The organism is Pseudomonas sp. BW16M2 (genome assembly GCF_014268865.1).
Lineage (GTDB): Bacteria > Pseudomonadota > Gammaproteobacteria > Pseudomonadales > Pseudomonadaceae > Aquipseudomonas > Aquipseudomonas peradeniyensis.
Map to the genome: position 1 here is coordinate 38522 of NZ_JABWRI010000021.1, position 16301 is coordinate 54822.

General features: G+C 64.5%; 16 protein-coding genes. 1 reads left to right on the forward strand and 15 read right to left on the reverse strand.

The annotated features are described in order from the left end of the window. Nucleotides 1-260: 260 nt before the first annotated feature. The 8 genes from rpoS to HU735_RS18360 all read right to left on the reverse strand — a co-directional run bounded on the left by rpoS (nucleotide 261) and on the right by HU735_RS18360 (nucleotide 7403). Complete coding sequence (rpoS, locus tag HU735_RS18325) at nucleotides 261-1268, reverse strand: RNA polymerase sigma factor RpoS (protein WP_011535249.1); 1008 nt, start codon at nucleotides 1266-1268, stop codon at nucleotides 261-263. Nucleotides 1269-1373: 105 nt separating this feature from the next. Further along, a complete protein-coding gene (locus HU735_RS18330) occupies nucleotides 1374-2228 on the reverse strand; it encodes a peptidoglycan DD-metalloendopeptidase family protein (protein ID WP_186714663.1) in 855 nt (284 codons plus the stop codon). A gap of 184 nt (nucleotides 2229-2412) precedes the next feature. Further along, nucleotides 2413-3051, reverse strand: a complete 639-nt coding sequence (locus HU735_RS18335; RefSeq protein ID WP_186714697.1) for a protein-L-isoaspartate(D-aspartate) O-methyltransferase — start codon at nucleotides 3049-3051, stop codon at nucleotides 2413-2415. A gap of 38 nt (nucleotides 3052-3089) precedes the next feature. Continuing rightward, entirely contained in the window at nucleotides 3090-3839 is a 750-nt protein-coding gene (gene surE, locus HU735_RS18340; protein WP_186714664.1) for a 5'/3'-nucleotidase SurE, read from the reverse strand. After that, the gene (truD, locus tag HU735_RS18345) at nucleotides 3827-4885 is read right to left on the reverse strand and encodes a tRNA pseudouridine(13) synthase TruD (protein WP_186714665.1); all 1059 of its coding nucleotides are present in this window, start codon (nucleotides 4883-4885) and stop codon (nucleotides 3827-3829) included. Before truD ends, surE begins: the two co-directional genes overlap by 13 nt. Continuing rightward, nucleotides 4882-5355 carry a 2-C-methyl-D-erythritol 2,4-cyclodiphosphate synthase gene (gene ispF, locus HU735_RS18350; RefSeq protein WP_186714666.1) on the reverse strand — a complete coding sequence of 158 codons (474 nt, stop codon included), beginning with the start codon at nucleotides 5353-5355 and terminating at the stop codon, nucleotides 4882-4884. Before ispF ends, truD begins: the two co-directional genes overlap by 4 nt. 76 nt (nucleotides 5356-5431) lie before the next feature. After that, on the reverse strand, nucleotides 5432-6280 hold the full coding sequence (gene fghA, locus HU735_RS18355; RefSeq protein ID WP_186714667.1) for an S-formylglutathione hydrolase: 849 nt from the start codon (nucleotides 6278-6280) through the stop codon (nucleotides 5432-5434). A gap of 10 nt (nucleotides 6281-6290) precedes the next feature. Beyond that, nucleotides 6291-7403 (reverse strand): S-(hydroxymethyl)glutathione dehydrogenase/class III alcohol dehydrogenase, encoded by a 1113-nt coding sequence (locus HU735_RS18360; protein ID WP_016712915.1) that lies wholly within the window; start codon nucleotides 7401-7403, stop codon nucleotides 6291-6293. 108 nt (nucleotides 7404-7511) lie between these two features. Between HU735_RS18360 and HU735_RS18365 the strand changes: the two genes are divergently transcribed. Continuing rightward, nucleotides 7512-8408, forward strand: coding sequence for a LysR substrate-binding domain-containing protein (locus HU735_RS18365; protein WP_186714668.1), 897 nt, complete (start codon nucleotides 7512-7514; stop codon nucleotides 8406-8408). 171 nt (nucleotides 8409-8579) lie between these two features. Here the strand turns inward: HU735_RS18365 and ispD are convergent, their stop codons facing one another. The 7 genes from ispD to HU735_RS18400 all read right to left on the reverse strand — a co-directional run bounded on the left by ispD (nucleotide 8580) and on the right by HU735_RS18400 (nucleotide 16255). Further along, nucleotides 8580-9287 (reverse strand): 2-C-methyl-D-erythritol 4-phosphate cytidylyltransferase, encoded by a 708-nt coding sequence (gene ispD, locus HU735_RS18370; RefSeq protein WP_186714669.1) that lies wholly within the window; start codon nucleotides 9285-9287, stop codon nucleotides 8580-8582. Further along, nucleotides 9284-9565 carry a cell division protein FtsB gene (ftsB, locus tag HU735_RS18375; RefSeq protein ID WP_011535259.1) on the reverse strand — a complete coding sequence of 94 codons (282 nt, stop codon included), beginning with the start codon at nucleotides 9563-9565 and terminating at the stop codon, nucleotides 9284-9286. Before ftsB ends, ispD begins: the two co-directional genes overlap by 4 nt. A gap of 157 nt (nucleotides 9566-9722) precedes the next feature. Beyond that, a complete protein-coding gene (gene eno, locus HU735_RS18380; RefSeq protein WP_050704422.1) occupies nucleotides 9723-11012 on the reverse strand; it encodes a phosphopyruvate hydratase in 1290 nt (429 codons plus the stop codon). 153 nt (nucleotides 11013-11165) lie between these two features. Continuing rightward, on the reverse strand, nucleotides 11166-12011 hold the full coding sequence (gene kdsA / locus HU735_RS18385; protein WP_110701896.1) for a 3-deoxy-8-phosphooctulonate synthase: 846 nt from the start codon (nucleotides 12009-12011) through the stop codon (nucleotides 11166-11168). Nucleotides 12012-12014: 3 nt separating this feature from the next. Further along, nucleotides 12015-13643: a CTP synthase gene (locus HU735_RS18390; RefSeq protein ID WP_186714670.1), complete on the reverse strand. Its 1629-nt coding sequence runs from the start codon at nucleotides 13641-13643 to the stop codon at nucleotides 12015-12017. A 270-nt stretch (nucleotides 13644-13913) separates the two neighbouring features. After that, on the reverse strand, nucleotides 13914-15209 hold the full coding sequence (gene tilS / locus HU735_RS18395) for a tRNA lysidine(34) synthetase TilS (protein WP_186714671.1): 1296 nt from the start codon (nucleotides 15207-15209) through the stop codon (nucleotides 13914-13916). A gap of 98 nt (nucleotides 15210-15307) precedes the next feature. After that, nucleotides 15308-16255, reverse strand: coding sequence for an acetyl-CoA carboxylase carboxyltransferase subunit alpha (locus tag HU735_RS18400; protein ID WP_186714672.1), 948 nt, complete (start codon nucleotides 16253-16255; stop codon nucleotides 15308-15310). Between the last annotated feature and the right edge of the window lie 46 nt (nucleotides 16256-16301).

Below are 16301 nucleotides of genomic sequence, written 5' to 3' on the forward strand. Positions count from 1 at the left end.
AAGCGAATGCTTACACGCGATACTACGAGGGTGGAGAAATAAATACTTTGGGGGGCTGTCAGGAGCAGGCTATGAGGTTGGGGCCGAGGACGCCTTCGCGGGACAAGCCCGCTCCTACAGGTTTCGCGTCCAGCCCCGAAAAGCAGCGTGGGAGCGGGCTTGCCCCGCGATGGCGTCAGATCAGCCAATGAGATTGCCGCCTACGCCAGAACGCAAACGCCCCGAACAAGTCGGGGCGTTTGCGTTGTGCACGTCAGTGACTACTGGAACAGCGACTCGCTGGACAGGCCGTTCTTCTCGAGAATCTCGCGCAGGCGCTTGAGGCCTTCGACCTGGATCTGCCGCACACGCTCGCGGGTCAGGCCGATCTCCAGGCCGACATCCTCGAGGGTGCTGCTTTCATGTCCGCGCAGGCCGAAACGCCGCACCACCACCTCGCGCTGCTTGTCGGTCAGCTCGCCCAGCCACTGGTCGATACTCTGCGACAGGTCGTCGTCCTGCAGCAGTTCGCACGGATCGGTGGGGCGATCGTCGGTGAGCGTGTCGAGCAACGTCTTGTCGGAGTCAGGGCCGAGCGAGACATCCACCGAGGACACCCGCTCGTTCAGGCCGAGCATGCGCTTGACCTCGGCCACCGGCTTCTCCAGCAGGCTGGCGATTTCTTCCGGCGACGGCTCGTGGTCGAGCTTCTGCGTCAGCTCGCGGGCAGCGCGCAGGTAGACGTTGAGCTCCTTGACCACGTGGATCGGCAGGCGAATGGTACGGGTCTGGTTCATGATCGCCCGCTCGATGGTCTGGCGGATCCACCAGGTCGCGTAGGTCGAGAAGCGGAAGCCCCGCTCGGGGTCGAATTTCTCCACCGCACGGATCAGGCCCAGGTTGCCTTCCTCGATCAGGTCGAGCAACGACAGGCCGCGATTGACGTAACGGCGGGCGATCTTGACCACCAGGCGCAGGTTGCTTTCGATCATGCGCTTGCGACCGGCCGGGTCGCCTTTTTGCGACAGGCGCGCGAAATGCACTTCTTCCTCTGGCGAAAGCAGGGGCGAGAAGCCGATTTCATTCAGATACAGTTGGGTGGCATCAAGTGCGCGACTGTAGTCGATGTACTTGTGCTGCTTGAGCGACGCGCCCTGTTTCGACTTGGTCCGAACCGAAGGTACAGCAGGTTCGTCTGACACCACATCCGTTTCCAAAACGATGCCAGTCTCCATGAGAAGGAGGTCATCGTCGATGTCAAACTCCGGCACTTCTTTACTGAGAGCCATTGTTATAGTCCTTTGCTGAGTTCGAACTCAGACTCGAGCGTCACCCTTCCATGGCAGCGCTGGAGCCTGTCCCCTCTACATCCAAGGAACAGGCCGGGACAATGATCAACGGCGTGGCAGGAACTGGAGAGGATCGACGGGTTTGCCCTGGCGGCGAATCTCGAAATGCAGCTTCACCCGATCAGTGCCCGTGGACCCCATTTCTGCGATCGTCTGCCCTGCCTTGACCTGCTGCCCCTCCCGAACCAAAAGCCTGCGGTTGTGACCGTAGGCACTGACGTAGGTATCGCTGTGTTTGATGATGATGAGCTCGCCATAGCCCCTCAAGCCACTGCCGGCGTAGACCACCGCTCCATCAGACGCAGCAAAAACAGGCTGTCCCAAATCACCGGCGATATCAATGCCTTTATTCAAACTACCGTTTGAAGCGAATTTACCAATCAGCACGCCGTTCGCCGGCCACGTCCAACCGCCGACGGCGCGCTCTGCGGCGGGCACCTGGGCAACCGTTTGCGAGGTGGTGGAAGAGGCAGTAGTGGCACTTTTGCCATTACCGGTCGCCGGCGCGGTGGTCGCGACCGGTCGGCGGATGACGGTGGTCTTGCTCGACGAAGAAGGGCTGCTGACAACCGTGGTGCTACCCCCCGCGCCGCTGCTGAAACGAATCGGCTGGCCCGGGCGAATGGTGTAGGGGGCGGGAATGCTGTTGCGCGCCGCCAGCTCCTTGTAGTCCCAGCCATAGCGGAAGGCGATGGAGAACAGCGTGTCGCCGGGCTTGACGATGTACTGCCCCGAGGTGACGGTCGGGCGCTTGGGCGCGGCGTTGTTGCGGTCGACCACGCGTGCGCCGTTGGAGCTGGTGCTGGAACAGCCAGCCAGCAGGGTGCCCATGGCCAGCGCAATCACCAGAAGCTTCAATACCGACCGTTCCTTGCGCTGCCGCATGCCTGTGTGCCCCACCCGCGCTCCCCTCATGCTGTCAAATAATGACGATACAAAATGCAATATTGTTTCAATTATAACCGAGCCACCCTGCCAGGGGTGACTCGCAATTGGCCTGATCGGTGTACGAAAAACGCCACGCCAGATAGACAGGGGCCAGGCGCAAGAATTCGTCGCTGGCGCAAATATTCCGTTGCGCAGCTCAGGCCAGCGGGCCGTTGAGCAGGGGCACGAAGCGCACGGCCCCGAGCACCCGGCGCGAGAAGCCATGTTCTTCGCGCACGATCAGCATCAGTTGCTGGGTTTCCCCCGCCGGACCGACCGGGATCACCATGCGTCCACCCGGCGCCAGCTGGTCGAGCAGTGCCTGGGGCACCTCGGGTGCAACCGCGGTGACGATGATGCCGTTGTACGGCGCCAGCGCCGGCCAACCTTCGCAGCCGTCGCCCCAGCGGAACACCACGTTGCGCAGGTTGAGCTCGACCAGGCGCTCCTTGGCCCGGTCCTGCAGGACCTTGATCCGCTCCACCGAAAACACCCGTTCCACCAGTTGGGCCAGGATCGCCGTCTGGTAGCCCGAGCCGGTGCCGATCTCCAGCACCTTGTCCAGGGGCCCGGCCTCCAGCAACAGCTCGCTCATGTGGGCGACCATGAACGGCTGGGAGATCGTCTGGTTGTGGCCGATCGGCAGCGCCGTGTCCTCGTAGGCTCGATGGGCCAGGGCTTCATCGACGAACAGATGGCGCGGGGTACGGCGAATGGCCTCGAGCACCTTGGCGTTCGACACGCCTTCTTCGCAGAGGCGCTGGATCAGCCGCTCCCGGGTACGCTGGGAGGTCATACCGATGCCGCGACGCTGCAGATCGTCCTGTTCGCGCATCAGAGCACGCCCTCCAGCCAGCCGTCGAAGCGCTCGAAGGCATCATTGAAGGTGCGGTCCAGCTGCAACGGCGTGATCGACACGTAGCCTTGCATCACCGCATGGAAATCGGTGCCCGGCCCGCCGTCCTCGGCATCGCCGGCCACGGCGATCCAGTAGCCTTCCTTGCCGCGCGGGTTGACCACCTTGGTCGGCGCCGCGGCACGTGCCCGGTGCCCCAGGCGGGTGAGCTGGATACCGCGGATGTGCTCCAGCGGCAGGTTGGGGATGTTGACATTGAGCACGGTGCGCGGCGGCAGCTCCAGGCGCGATTGCGCCTCGACCAGGCGCCGGGCGATATAGGCGGCGGTCGGCAGATTGTCGGGCAGGCGCGACAAGAGCGAAAACGCCAGCGAGGTGCCGCCGAGGAAACGCCCTTCCAGCGCGGCGGCGACCGTGCCGGAATACAGCACGTCATCCCCCAGGTTGGCGCCCAGGTTGATGCCGGACACCACCATGTCGGGGGTTTCCGGCAGCAGGCCGTTGAGCCCCAGGTGCACGCAGTCGGTGGGCGTGCCGTTGAGGCTGATGAAGCCGTTGGCCAGGGTCTGCGGGTGCAGTGGCCGGTCGAGCGTCAGCGAACTGCCGGCGCCGCTCTTGTCTTGATCCGGGGCAATCACCACGCACTCGGCGTAATCAACCAACGCTTCATGCAGCGCGGCGATGCCGGGTGCGGTAACACCGTCGTCATTCGAAATCAGAATACGCATGGGCTGTCCGTCTGCCCTGCCGGCACCAGATCGACGAGTTCGCGCACCACCACGGTGGCGAAGCATCCGGCCGGAAGGACGAATTCCAGTTGCAGGATATCAGGCTCGGGATAATGCCACGACAGACGCCCAATAGGGAGCCGCAGGATGCGCCGTTCGTGATCCATGCCCGCTCGCGCCAGCCATTGGCACAACGCCGGATGGCGGGCGGCGACCTCGCTCTCGAGCACCTGGGTCGCGCCGGCGCAGGGCGATTGCCCCTCGCCCCACAGCGGGCCGGTGGGGTGCAGGTCGAGAATGGCCAGGCGCGGGTCGCTGCACTCGGCCTCCCCCGCCGGGAAGAAACTGCGGCTGTCGGTGAACGCCAGCAGGTCACCGACCTGGGCGCGCTGCCAGCTGCCATCGGCCACCCGGGCGGCCAGCACCTGGTTGAACAGGTAGCTGCGCCCGGCCGACAGCAGCCGCGAGCGCACATTGCGCTGCTCGGGTAGCGCCTGGCGGGCAGCCCAGTCCTGGGCGTCGTGCACGTTGCCACCGGCATGGCCGAAGCGCTGGCTGCCGAAGTAATTGGGCACGCCCTGCAGCTTGAGTTGTTCCAGGCGGGCATCGAGGGCCGGGCGGTCAGCCTGCAGGGCGGTCAGGCGCAGGGTGAAGCCATTGGCCGAATGCGCGCCACGCTGCAGCTTGCGCTGGTGGCGCACCTGCTTGAGCAGCCGCAGGGTGTCGTCCTCGGCGCGGGACAGGTCGGGGTCGGCCTTGCCCGGCAGGTGCAGGCTGAACCACTGGCGGGTCAGGGCCTGGCGGTCCTTGAGACCGGCATAGCTGATGGCGCGCACCGGCACGCCGGCGGCGCGGGCCAGGCGGCGGGCCGCCTCCTCGGTGTTGAGGTCACGCTTCTCGACCCACAGCCACAGGTGTTCGCCCTGGCCGGACAGCGGGATATCGAGGACTTCATCGACCTGGAAGTCTTCGGCCACCGCCTTGAGCACTGCGGTGCCCAAGGCTTCGCCCGAGGCCCGTGGGCCCAGCAGTTCGAGCTCGGTCATGCTGGCAGCAGCAGGGCGACCGTGTGCACGGCGATGCCCTCCTCGCGGCCGGTGAAGCCCAGCTTTTCTTCGGTGGTGGCCTTGACGTTGACCTGGTCGAGTTCGACCTGCAGGTCTGCGGCGATCTGCTGGCGCATGGTCTCGATGTGCGGGGCCATCTTCGGCGCCTGGGCGACGATGGTGGCGTCGACGTTGCCGACCTTCCAGCCCTTGTGGCGCACGACGGCGACCACGTGGCGCAGCAGAACACGGCTGTCGGCGCCCTTGAACTGCGGGTCGGTATCGGGGAAATGCTTGCCGATGTCGCCCAGCGCCGCAGCGCCGAGCAGGGCATCGCTCAGGGCGTGCAGCAGCACGTCACCGTCGGAGTGGGCCAGCAGGCCGAACTTGTGGGGGATACGCACCCCGCCCAAGGTAATGAAATCACCGTCGCAGAAACGGTGGACATCGTAGCCGTGGCCAATACGCATAGAAAAACGCCCTGATTGAGTCAGGGCGTGATTCTACCTGCTTTCATGCAGTATTGGGCCGCTCAGCCATCGACCTTTAAACCCTGCCCAGCGCCACCGCATGATGACGCAGGTGTTCCTCGATGAAGCTGGCGATGAAGTAGTAGCTGTGGTCATAGCCCGGCTGCAGGCGCAGGGTCAGCGCATGGCCACCCTTGCGCGCCGCCTGCTCCAAAGCTTGCGGCTTGAGCTGCTTGTCGAGGAAATCATCGCGATCGCCCTGGTCCACCAGCAACGGCGGGCACTGCCCGGCCTCGGCCAGCAGCACGCTGGCGTCCCACTCGCGCCAGCGCGCACGGTCCTCGCCCAGGTAGCGGGAAAACGCCTTCTCGCCCCAGGGGCAATCCATCGGGTTGCTGATCGGCGAGAACGCCGACACCGAACGGTAGCGCCCGGGGTTGCGCAGGGCGCAGACCAGCGCGCCATGGCCGCCCATGGAATGACCGCTGATGCTGCGCTGGTCGGACGCCGGGAAGTGCGCCTCGATCAGGGCCGGCAACTCCTCCACCACGTAGTCGTGCATCCGGTAATGCTGGGCCCAGGGCTGCTGGGTGGCGTTGAGGTAGAACCCCGCGCCCAGGCCGAAATCCCAGGCGCCATCCGGATCGCCCGGCACCTGCTCGCCACGCGGGCTGGTATCCGGGGCGACGATGATCAGCCCGAGCTCCGCGGCCAGGCGCTGGGCACCGGCCTTCTGCATGAAGTTCTCGTCGGTACAGGTCAGCCCGCTGAGCCAGTACAGCACCGGCAGCTTCTCGCCCTGCTCGGCCTGGGGCGGCAGGTACACGGCGAACACCATGTCGCAGCCGAGCACCTTGGAGCTGTGCCGGTAACGCTTGTGCCAGCCGCCGAAGCTCTTCTGGCAGGAGAGGTTTTCCAGGGTCATGGCGAGGTCCTCAGAAGTGGATCACGCTGCGGATGCTCTTGCCTTCGTGCATCAGGTCGAAGGCCTTGTTGATGTCCTCCAGACCCATGGTGTGGGTGATGAAGGTGTCCAGCGGAATCTCGCCCTTCTCGGACATCTCGACGTAGCTTGGCAGCTCGCTGCGACCCCGCACGCCGCCGAAGGCCGAACCGCGCCAGACGCGACCGGTGACCAGCTGGAACGGACGGGTGGCGATCTCCTGGCCGGCACCGGCGACGCCGATGATCACCGACTCGCCCCAGCCCTTGTGGCAGCACTCCAGCGCTGCGCGCATCAGTTGCACGTTGCCGATGCACTCGAAGGAGAAATCGACGCCGCCGTCGGTGAGGTCGACGATCACTTCCTGGATCGGGCGGTCGTAGTCTTTCGGGTTGATGCAGTCGGTGGCGCCCAGCTGGCGGGCGATCTCGAACTTGGCCGGGTTGATATCGATGGCGATGATGCGCGAAGCCTTGGCCTTGACCGCGCCGATCACTGCCGACAGGCCAATGCCACCGAGGCCGAAGATGGCCACGGTGTCACCCGGCTTGACCTTGGCGGTGTTGAGTACCGCGCCGATACCGGTGGTCACGCCGCAACCGAGCAGGCAGACCTTCTCCAGCGGGGCTTCCTTCTGGATCTTGGCCACCGAGATTTCCGGCAGCACGGTGTACTCGGAGAAGGTCGAGGTGCCCATGTAGTGGAACAGCTGCTGACCCTTGTAGCTGAAGCGGGTGGTGCCGTCGGGCATCAGGCCCTTGCCCTGGGTGGCGCGAATGGCCTGGCACAGGTTGGTCTTGCCCGACAGGCAGAATTTGCACTTGCCGCATTCCGGGGTGTACAGCGGGATCACATGGTCGCCGACCGCCACCGAGGTGACGCCCTCACCTACTGCTTCGACAATTGCCCCGCCTTCGTGGCCGAGGATCGACGGGAAAATGCCTTCCGGGTCGGCGCCGGACAGGGTGTAGGCGTCAGTGTGGCAGACACCCGAGGCGACAACGCGCAGCAGCACTTCGCCGGCCTTGGGCATGGCCACGTCCACTTCGACGATTTCCAGGGGTTTCTTGGCCTCGAAGGCGACGGCGGCGCGGGACTTGATCATCAAAGGTCTCCAGAAAAGGTGTCGGTTACTGGCTTGCAGTGTAATTCACCCTCTTTTGATGAATAATCCAGCCACTCACAAAACATTATTGCCATACAGGGATAATCCATGAGCAGCCGCTGGGAGGGCATCGACGAGTTCGTCGCGGTGGCCGAATCGGGTCAGTTCACCGCCGCCGCCGAGCGCCTGGGGGTGTCGTCCTCGCACATCAGCCGGCAGATTGCCCGACTCGAAGAACGCCTGCAGACGCGGCTGCTGTACCGCAGCACGCGACGGGTGACCCTGAGCGAAGCCGGGCAGACCTTTCTCCAGCACTGCCAGCGCCTGCAGGATGGCCGCGAGGAGGCGCTGCGGGCCATGGGCGACCTGGCCAGCGAACCCAAGGGCCTGCTGCGCATGACCTGCGCGGTGGCCTATGGCGAACGCTTCATCGTGCCGCTGGTGACACGCTTCATGGCGCAGTACCCGCAGTTGCGGGTCGACGTGGAGCTGAGCAACCGCACCCTCGACCTGTTGCATGAAGGCATGGACCTGGCGATTCGCCTGGGGCGTTTGCAGGACTCGCGGCTGGTGGCCACGCGCCTGGCGCCGCGGCGCATGTACCTGTGCGCGTCGCCGGCTTACCTGGAGCGCTATGGGCGGCCGCACAGCCTGTCGGAGCTGGCGCGGCACAACTGCCTGGTGGGTAGTTCGGACCTGTGGGCGCTGCAGCAGGAGGGGCGCGAGATCAGCCAGCGGGTGCAGGGCAACTGGCGCTGCAACAGCGGCCAGGCGGTGCTGGATGCGGCGCTGCAAGGCATGGGCTTGTGCCAGTTACCGGACTACTACGTGCTCGAGCATTTGCACAACGGGGCGCTGGTGTCGTTGCTGGAGGGGCATCAGCCGCCGAATACGGCGGTGTGGGCGTTGTATCCGCAGCAGCGGCACCTGTCGCCGAAGGTGCGCAGGTTGGTCGATTACCTGAAGGAAGGGTTGGCGCAGTTGCCGGAATATCGGGGTACATGAACCCTATGTGCCACACTTTCCGGCCTCTTCGCGGGTAAACCCGCTCCCACAGGGATGGCACCAGCCTCAAGGTCTCCAACACAGGTACAACACAGCCCTCAAGCTCGGCGCTACACCTGTGGGAGCGGGTTTACCCGCGAAGAGGCCAGAGAACACCACAAGGGCATGAGATCAGCGGCGCCCGGCCCAGCGCTGGCGCAACCATTCCAGGTCTTCCGGGCGGGTCACCTTGATGTTGTCGCTGCGCCCTTCGACCAGGCGCGGCGCATAGCCGGCCCATTCGATGGCCGATGACTCGTCGGTGACCGCCACATCGGACACCAGGCACTCGGCCAGCGCCCGGTGAAGCATGCCCAGGCGGAACATCTGCGGGGTATAGGCCTGCCAGACGGTGCTGCGATCTACCGTGGCCGCCACCCTGCCCTCGCCGTCGGCACGCTTGAGCGTGTCCTGGGCGGGAACGGCGAGCAATCCGCCGACGGAATCTTCAGCCAGGGCTGACAGCAACTTGTCCAGATCGCTGCGCGCCAGGTTCGGCCGCGCGGCGTCGTGCACCAGCACCCAATCGTCATCCGATGCGCCTTGGGCGTGCAGCAGCAACAGCGCGTTGAGCACCGAGTCGGCGCGCTCACGACCGCCCGGGGCGCGTTGGATGCGCGGATCGCTGGCGCAGCGCAGGCCGGGCCAGTAAGGGTCTTGTTCGGCAATGCTGACCACCACGCCCTTGAGCATGGGATGGTCGAGGAAACAGTCGAGGCTGTGCTCGAGAATCGTCTGCCCGCCCAGTTGCAGGTACTGCTTCGGACGGTCGGCAGCCATGCGGGCACCGACGCCCGCGGCGGGAATCACGGCCCAGAAGGCCGGCAGTTCATGTGTCATTTCTGCGGCAGCTGGTAGAGGGTTTCGCCCTCCTTGACCATCCCCAGTTCATGACGAGCCCGTTCTTCCACGGTCTCCATACCTTTCTTCAACTCCAGGACTTCAGCGTCAAGCACGCGATTGCGCTCCAGCAGGCGCTCGTTTTCCGCATGCTGGTCGGCGATCTGCTGCTTGAGTTCGGTCACTTGCGCCAGGCTGCCATTGCCTACCCAAAGGCGATATTGCAGGCCGCCGAGCAGCAGGAGCAGGACGAGGAACAACCAATAGGGACTGCGCATGAAGATATCCAGGGTAAAAAAGGCCGCCGCAGCGAGCTTCCGATAGCACGAAGCCTGGCCGAGGCCAGGCTTCGTCGACAGAAACCCGTGGAAACGACCGAACGATCAGTGCGAACGTTCAGCCGGCCCCGGCTGCTGCCTTTTTACCATCTCTTGCTCAGCCGCGAAACTCGGCACGGCCGCGATATACAGCCTTGGCGCCCAGTTGCTCTTCGATGCGCAGCAGTTGGTTGTACTTGCTGACGCGGTCGGAACGGCACAGCGAACCGGTCTTGATCTGGCCGGCGGCGGTACCCACGGCCAGGTCGGCGATGGTCGAGTCCTCGGTTTCACCGGAACGGTGCGAGATCACCGCGGTGTAGCCGGCGGCCTTGGCCATCTGGATGGCTTCCAGGGTCTCGGTCAGCGAGCCGATCTGGTTGAACTTGATCAGGATCGAGTTGCCGATGCCCTTCTCGATGCCTTCCTTGAGGATCTTGGTGTTGGTCACGAACAGGTCGTCGCCGACCAGTTGCACCTTGGCACCGATCTTGTCGGTCAGGATCTTCCAGCCAGCCCAGTCGGACTCGTCCAGACCATCTTCGATCGAGATGATCGGGAAGCGCTCGGTCAGGCCTTTCAGGTAGTCGGCGAAACCTTCGGCGTCGAACGACTTGCCTTCGCCGGACAGGTTGTACTTGCCGTCTTCATAGAACTCGGAAGCCGCGCAGTCCAGGGCCAGGGTCACGTCGGTGCCCAGCTTGTAGCCGGCCTTCTCGACGGCTTCGGCAATGGCTGCCAAGGCGTCTTCGTTGGAAGCCAGGTTCGGCGCGAAGCCACCTTCGTCACCGACGGCGGTGTTCAGGCCACGGGCCTTCAGCACGGCCTTGAGGTGGTGGAAGATCTCGGTGCCCATGCGCAGGCCGTCGGAGAAGGTCTTGGCGCCAACCGGCTGCACCATGAACTCCTGGATGTCGACGTTGTTGTCGGCGTGCTCGCCGCCGTTGATGATGTTCATCATCGGCACCGGCATGGAGTACTGGCCCGGGGTGCCATTGAGGTTGGCGATGTGGGCGTACAGCGGCAGGTCCAGGTCCTGGGCGGCGGCCTTGGCGGCGGCCAGGGACACGGCCAGGATGGCGTTGGCGCCCAGCTTGGCCTTGTTCTCGGTACCGTCCAGCTCGATCATGGCGCGGTCCAGGGCTTTCTGGTCGGCCGGGTCCTTGCCCAGCAGCAGGTCGCGGATCGGGCCGTTGATGTTGCCGACGGCCTTCAGCACGCCCTTGCCCAGGTAACGGCTCTTGTCGCCATCACGCAGCTCCAGCGCTTCGCGCGAGCCAGTGGAGGCACCCGACGGCGCGCAGGCGCTGCCGATGATGCCGTTGTCGAGCAGTACATCGGCTTCCACGGTGGGGTTGCCACGCGAATCGAGAACTTCACGACCTTTGATGTCGACGATCTTTGCCATTGTTGTAAGCACTCCAGAATTGACGAAAACAACGCAGCTTTTGGGAATTCTTGCCGTTCACCAGGCGACATGGCACGGGCAGGCCTGGCGAAGGGAGCCCCTGACCGACAGGTCAGGGGTGGAACGGGCGGTACTTTACCCGAGAAACGAGCTTTACGCGGTTTCTACCGTCGGAAAACTTTTCACCAGGTCGTCCAGTTGCTTGAGCTGGGCCAGGAACGGCTCCAGCTTGTCCAGGCGCAGGGCGCACGGACCGTCGCACTTGGCGTTGTCCGGATCCGGATGGGCCTCGAGGAACAGGCCTGCCAGGCCCTGGCTCATACCGGCCTTGGCCAGGTCGGTGACCTGGGCGCGACGGCCGCCGGCGGAGTCGGCGCGACCACCCGGCGTCTGCAGCGAGTGGGTCACGTCGAAGAACACCGGGTACTCGAACTCTTTCATGATGCCGAAGCCGAGCATGTCCACGACCAGGTTGTTGTAGCCGAAGCTCGAACCGCGCTCGCAGAGGATGAGCTGATCGTTACCGGCCTCGACGCACTTGGCGAGGATGTGCTTCATCTCGTGGGGCGCCAGGAACTGCGCCTTCTTGATGTTGATCACGGCACCGGTCTTGGCCATCGCCACGACCAGGTCGGTCTGGCGCGACAGGAAGGCCGGCAGCTGGATGATGTCGCAGACCTTGGCCACCGGCTCGCACTGGTAGGGTTCGTGCACGTCGGTGATCACCGGCACGTTGAAGGTCTGCTTGATCTCTTCGAAGATCTTCAGGCCTTCTTCCATGCCGGGGCCGCGGTACGAGTTGACCGACGAACGGTTGGCCTTGTCGAAGCTGGCCTTGAACACGTACGGGATGCCGAGCTTCTCGGTCACCCGTACGTACTCCTCGCAGACCTTCAGGGCCAGGTCACGGGACTCCAGGACGTTCATGCCGCCGAACAGGACGAACGGCTTGTCGTTGGCGATCTCGATGTTACCGACGCGAATGATCTTCTGAGTCATGGATCAGGCCTTGTTCTTCTGTGCCAGGGCAGCCTTGACGAAGCCGCTGAACAGCGGGTGGCCGTCACGCGGGGTCGAGGTGAATTCCGGGTGGAACTGGCAAGCGACGAACCATGGGTGCTCCTTGGACTCGACCACTTCGACCAGCGCGCCGTCCTCAGAACGGCCGGAAACCACCAGGCCAGCGTCGACCAGCTGCGGCAGCAGGTTGTTGTTGACCTCGTAGCGGTGACGGTGACGCTCGGTGATCACGTCCTTGCCGTAGCAGTCGTGAACCTTGGAGCCGGCCGCCAGCTGGCAGTCCTGGGCACCCAGGCGCATGGTGCCGCCCAGGTCGGAGGCTTCGGTACGGGTCTCGACCGCGCCGGTGGCATCGGCCCACTCGGTGATCAGGCCGACGACCGGGTGGCCGCTGTTGCGGTCGAACTCGGTGGAGTTGGCGTCTTTCCAGCCCATGACGTTACGGGCGAACTCGATCACGGCCACCTGCATGCCAAGGCAGATGCCCAGGTACGGGACCTTGTTCTCACGGGCGTACTGCACCGCAGTGATCTTGCCTTCCACGCCACGCAGGCCGAAACCGCCCGGGACCAGGATGGCATCGGCGCCTTCGAGCAGGCTGGTGCCCTGGTTCTCGATGTCTTCGGAGTCGATGTAGCGCAGGTTGACCTTGGTACGGTTGGTGATGCCGGCGTGGCTCATCGCTTCGATCAGCGACTTGTACGCGTCCAGCAGCTCCATGTACTTGCCGACCATGGCGATGGTCACTTCCTGCTCAGGGTTGAGCTTGGCATCGACGACCTTGTCCCACTCGGACAGGTCGGCGCTGTTGCACTGCAGGCCAAAGCGCTCGACGACGAAGTCGTCCAGGCCCTGGGCGTGCAGGACGCCTGGGATCTTGTAGATGGTGTCGACGTCTTCCAGCGAGATCACCGCACGTTCTTCGACGTTGGTGAACAACGCGATCTTGCGACGCGACGAGGCATCGACCGGGTGGTCGGAGCGGCAGATCAGCACGTCCGGCTGCAGGCCGATGGAGCGCAGCTCCTTGACCGAGTGCTGGGTCGGCTTGGTCTTGGTCTCGCCGGCGGTGGCGATGTACGGGACCAGGGTCAGGTGCATCAGCATGGCGCGCTTGGAGCCCACTTCGACGCGCAGCTGGCGGATCGCCTCGAGGAACGGTTGCGACTCGATGTCACCCACGGTGCCGCCGATCTCGACCAGCGCGACGTCGGCATCGCCGGCGCCCTTGATGATGCGGCGCTTGATCTCGTCGGTGATGTGCGGGATGACCTGGATGGTCGCGCCCAGGTAATCACCACGACGCTCCTTGCGCAGCACGTGCTCGTAGATACGGCCGGTGGTGAAGTTGTTGTTCTGGGTCATCGTGGTGCGGATGAACCGCTCGTAGTGGCCCAGGTCGAGGTCGGTCTCGGCGCCGTCATGGGTGACGAATACTTCACCGTGCTGGAACGGGCTCATGGTGCCCGGGTCGACGTTGATGTACGGGTCCAGCTTGAGCATGGTGACTTTGAGCCCCCGCGCTTCCAGGATGGCCGCCAGGGAAGCCGAGGCAATGCCTTTCCCCAATGAAGAAACAACACCGCCCGTGACGAATATGTAGCGCGTCATGAAAAACCCTAGAAGTCTGCGTTAAGGCGGCCAGCGCCGCCGGAGAAAGCGAAGGAAGGCCGAAGCCCCCGATCACCTGCGTCAATCACAGTGCATCTCGAAAAACTGCCGCGTCTGTACAGACCAGGGGTATCCCCGGCATGGAGCTCGCTCGTCATTTTAAGAAATCAGCCCAGCAAAAAACTGCTTGGTAATCGGCAACTCCTGTGTTTTTGCGCAACCCACAGAAGCTGTATCAAGAAGGGAGGGTAGTCTACCTGAATGTACCCTTCAGCTCAAACCTTGCACGTTCGTCGGCGGCTGCCAGTGCAACTGGCAATCCGCCTGCGCCAGCTCGGGCAGGTTGGCCACCGCCAGCAACTGCTCGCCGCGATACAGCAGCGGCAGGCGCGGGCGCACGAAGTGCGGGACCTGCAGTTCATTGAGCAGGCGCTTGAGATCGCGCCGACCGCGGCCGGGCAATTGCATGATCTCGCCGCCCTGGCGGTAGCGGATATTTAGGCCTTTACCCGGCGAGTCCGACATCAGGCGGACACTGCCATTGCCCGGCAGGCGCAACGGTTGCGCACCGTCCAGCCAGGGGTAATCACCCGACACCACAGCCAGCCAATCGCCACTCAGCCACCAGATACGCCCATGGCTGCGATGCAGTTCGCCGTCGGTCAGACACCAGACCGGACAGGCATCGGCCGCCGCGTCGCGCAGATCGTTCCAGCCGGCCCAGTGGCGGCTGTCGGGCAGGCGGGTGCGCTGGCTGAGCCAGAACTGCAAGGCGTTGCGTTGACGCGCCGGGGACAGTGCGGTGAGCGCCTCGAGGCTGAGTGAATCCAACCCCAGCCAGGACAGCGGCGCATTGTCGCAGGCACTCGCCAGGTCGCTGGCGGCCAGCTCATCCAGCAAGCCCAGTGCCTCGCCCAGGTGTTCGGCGCTGCGCGCCAGATTGGCTTCGGCCTGGGGCCAGCGCTGGCGCAGCATCGGGAAGACCTCGCCACGGAGGAAGTTGCGGGCGAAGGTGGTATCGCTGTTGGAAGGATCATCGACCCATACCAGCCCGTGTCTGTCGGCGTAAGCCTGCAACTGCTGGCGCGACAGCCTCAGCAGCGGCCGCACCAGGCTGCCCTGGCCCAGCGGCCGCTGTTGCGGCATGGCGGACAACCCACGCAGGCCGGCGCCGCGCAGCAGGCGAAACAGCAGGGTTTCGGCCTGATCGTCACGGTGCTGGCCGGTGAACAGCACTTCGCCTACGCCCAGCCGTTTTTCGAAGGCGCCGTAGCGGGCGTTGCGGGCCGACTGTTCGAGGCTGGCGCCAGGGGCGACCTTGACAGGGACCACATCGAGTTCGACACCCAGGGCGGCACACACCGCTCGGCAGTGATCGGGCCAGGCATCGGCGGCGGCTTGCAGGCCGTGATGGACATGGATGGCGCGCAGGGGCGGCGTTGAATGGTTGCGGGTGTAATCGGCGAGCTGGTGCAGAAGGACGGTGGAGTCCAGGCCGCCGGAGAAGGCGACGTACCAGGCCGGGGCGTTGAGCCAGGGAGAGAGTTGCGCAGTGAGGTCGAGCATAGTAGTCCCTCTTCAAATCGCATCGCGGGGCAAGCCCGCTCCCACGCTACAGAACGTGGGAGCGGGCTTGCCCCGCGATCGAGGGCGTCAGACTACGATCAGAGGCCGTAGCTCATCAGGCGATCGTAACGGCGCTTGAGCAGCGCGTCGTTGTCGAGCTTGCCGAGCATGTCCAGCTGTTCGATCAGGTCGGCGCGAACGCTTGCCGCCATCTTCGCCGGATCACGGTGGGCGCCGCCCAGCGGCTCCGGGATGACCTTGTCGACGATGTTCAGGCTCTTCAGGCGCTCGGCGGTGACACCCATGGCCTCGGCGGCATCAGCCGCGCGGTCGGCGGTCTTCCACAGGATCGAGGCGCAACCTTCCGGCGAAATCACCGAGTAGGTGGAGTACTGCAACATGTTCAGCTGGTCGCACACGCCGATGGCCAGTGCGCCGCCGGAACCACCCTCACCAATCACGGTGGCGATGATCGGCGTCTTCAGGCGCGCCATCACACGCAGGTTCCAGGCGATGGCCTCGCTCTGGTTGCGCTCTTCGGCGTCGATGCCCGGGTAGGCGCCCGGGGTATCGATGAAGGTCAGGATCGGCATCTTGAAGCGCTCGGCCATTTCCATCAGGCGGCAGGCCTTGCGGTAGCCTTCAGGACGCGGCATGCCGAAGTTGCGGCGTACCTTCTCGCGTACTTCACGGCCCTTCTGGTGACCGATGACCATGACCGGCTTGTCGTTCAGGCGCGCGGTGCCACCGACAATCGCGGCGTCGTCGGCAAAGTGACGGTCGCCGTGCAGCTCCTCGAACTCGGTGAAGATGTGGTCGATGTAGTCGAGGGTGTACGGACGGCGCGGGTGACGGGCCAGGCGGGCGATCTGCCAGCTGGTCAGGTTGCCGAAGATGCTCTCGGTCAGGGTGCTGCTCTTGTCCTGCAGACGGGCAATTTCATCGCTGATGTTCAGCGAGTTGTCGTTGCCCACCAGGCGCAGCTCTTCGATCTTGGCTTGCAGGTCGGCAATCGGCTGTTCGAAATCGAGGAAATTCGGGTTCATAGGCTTCCGTCTTGGGTCTACGGCCAGGCGGCCGGCCGGTTGATCC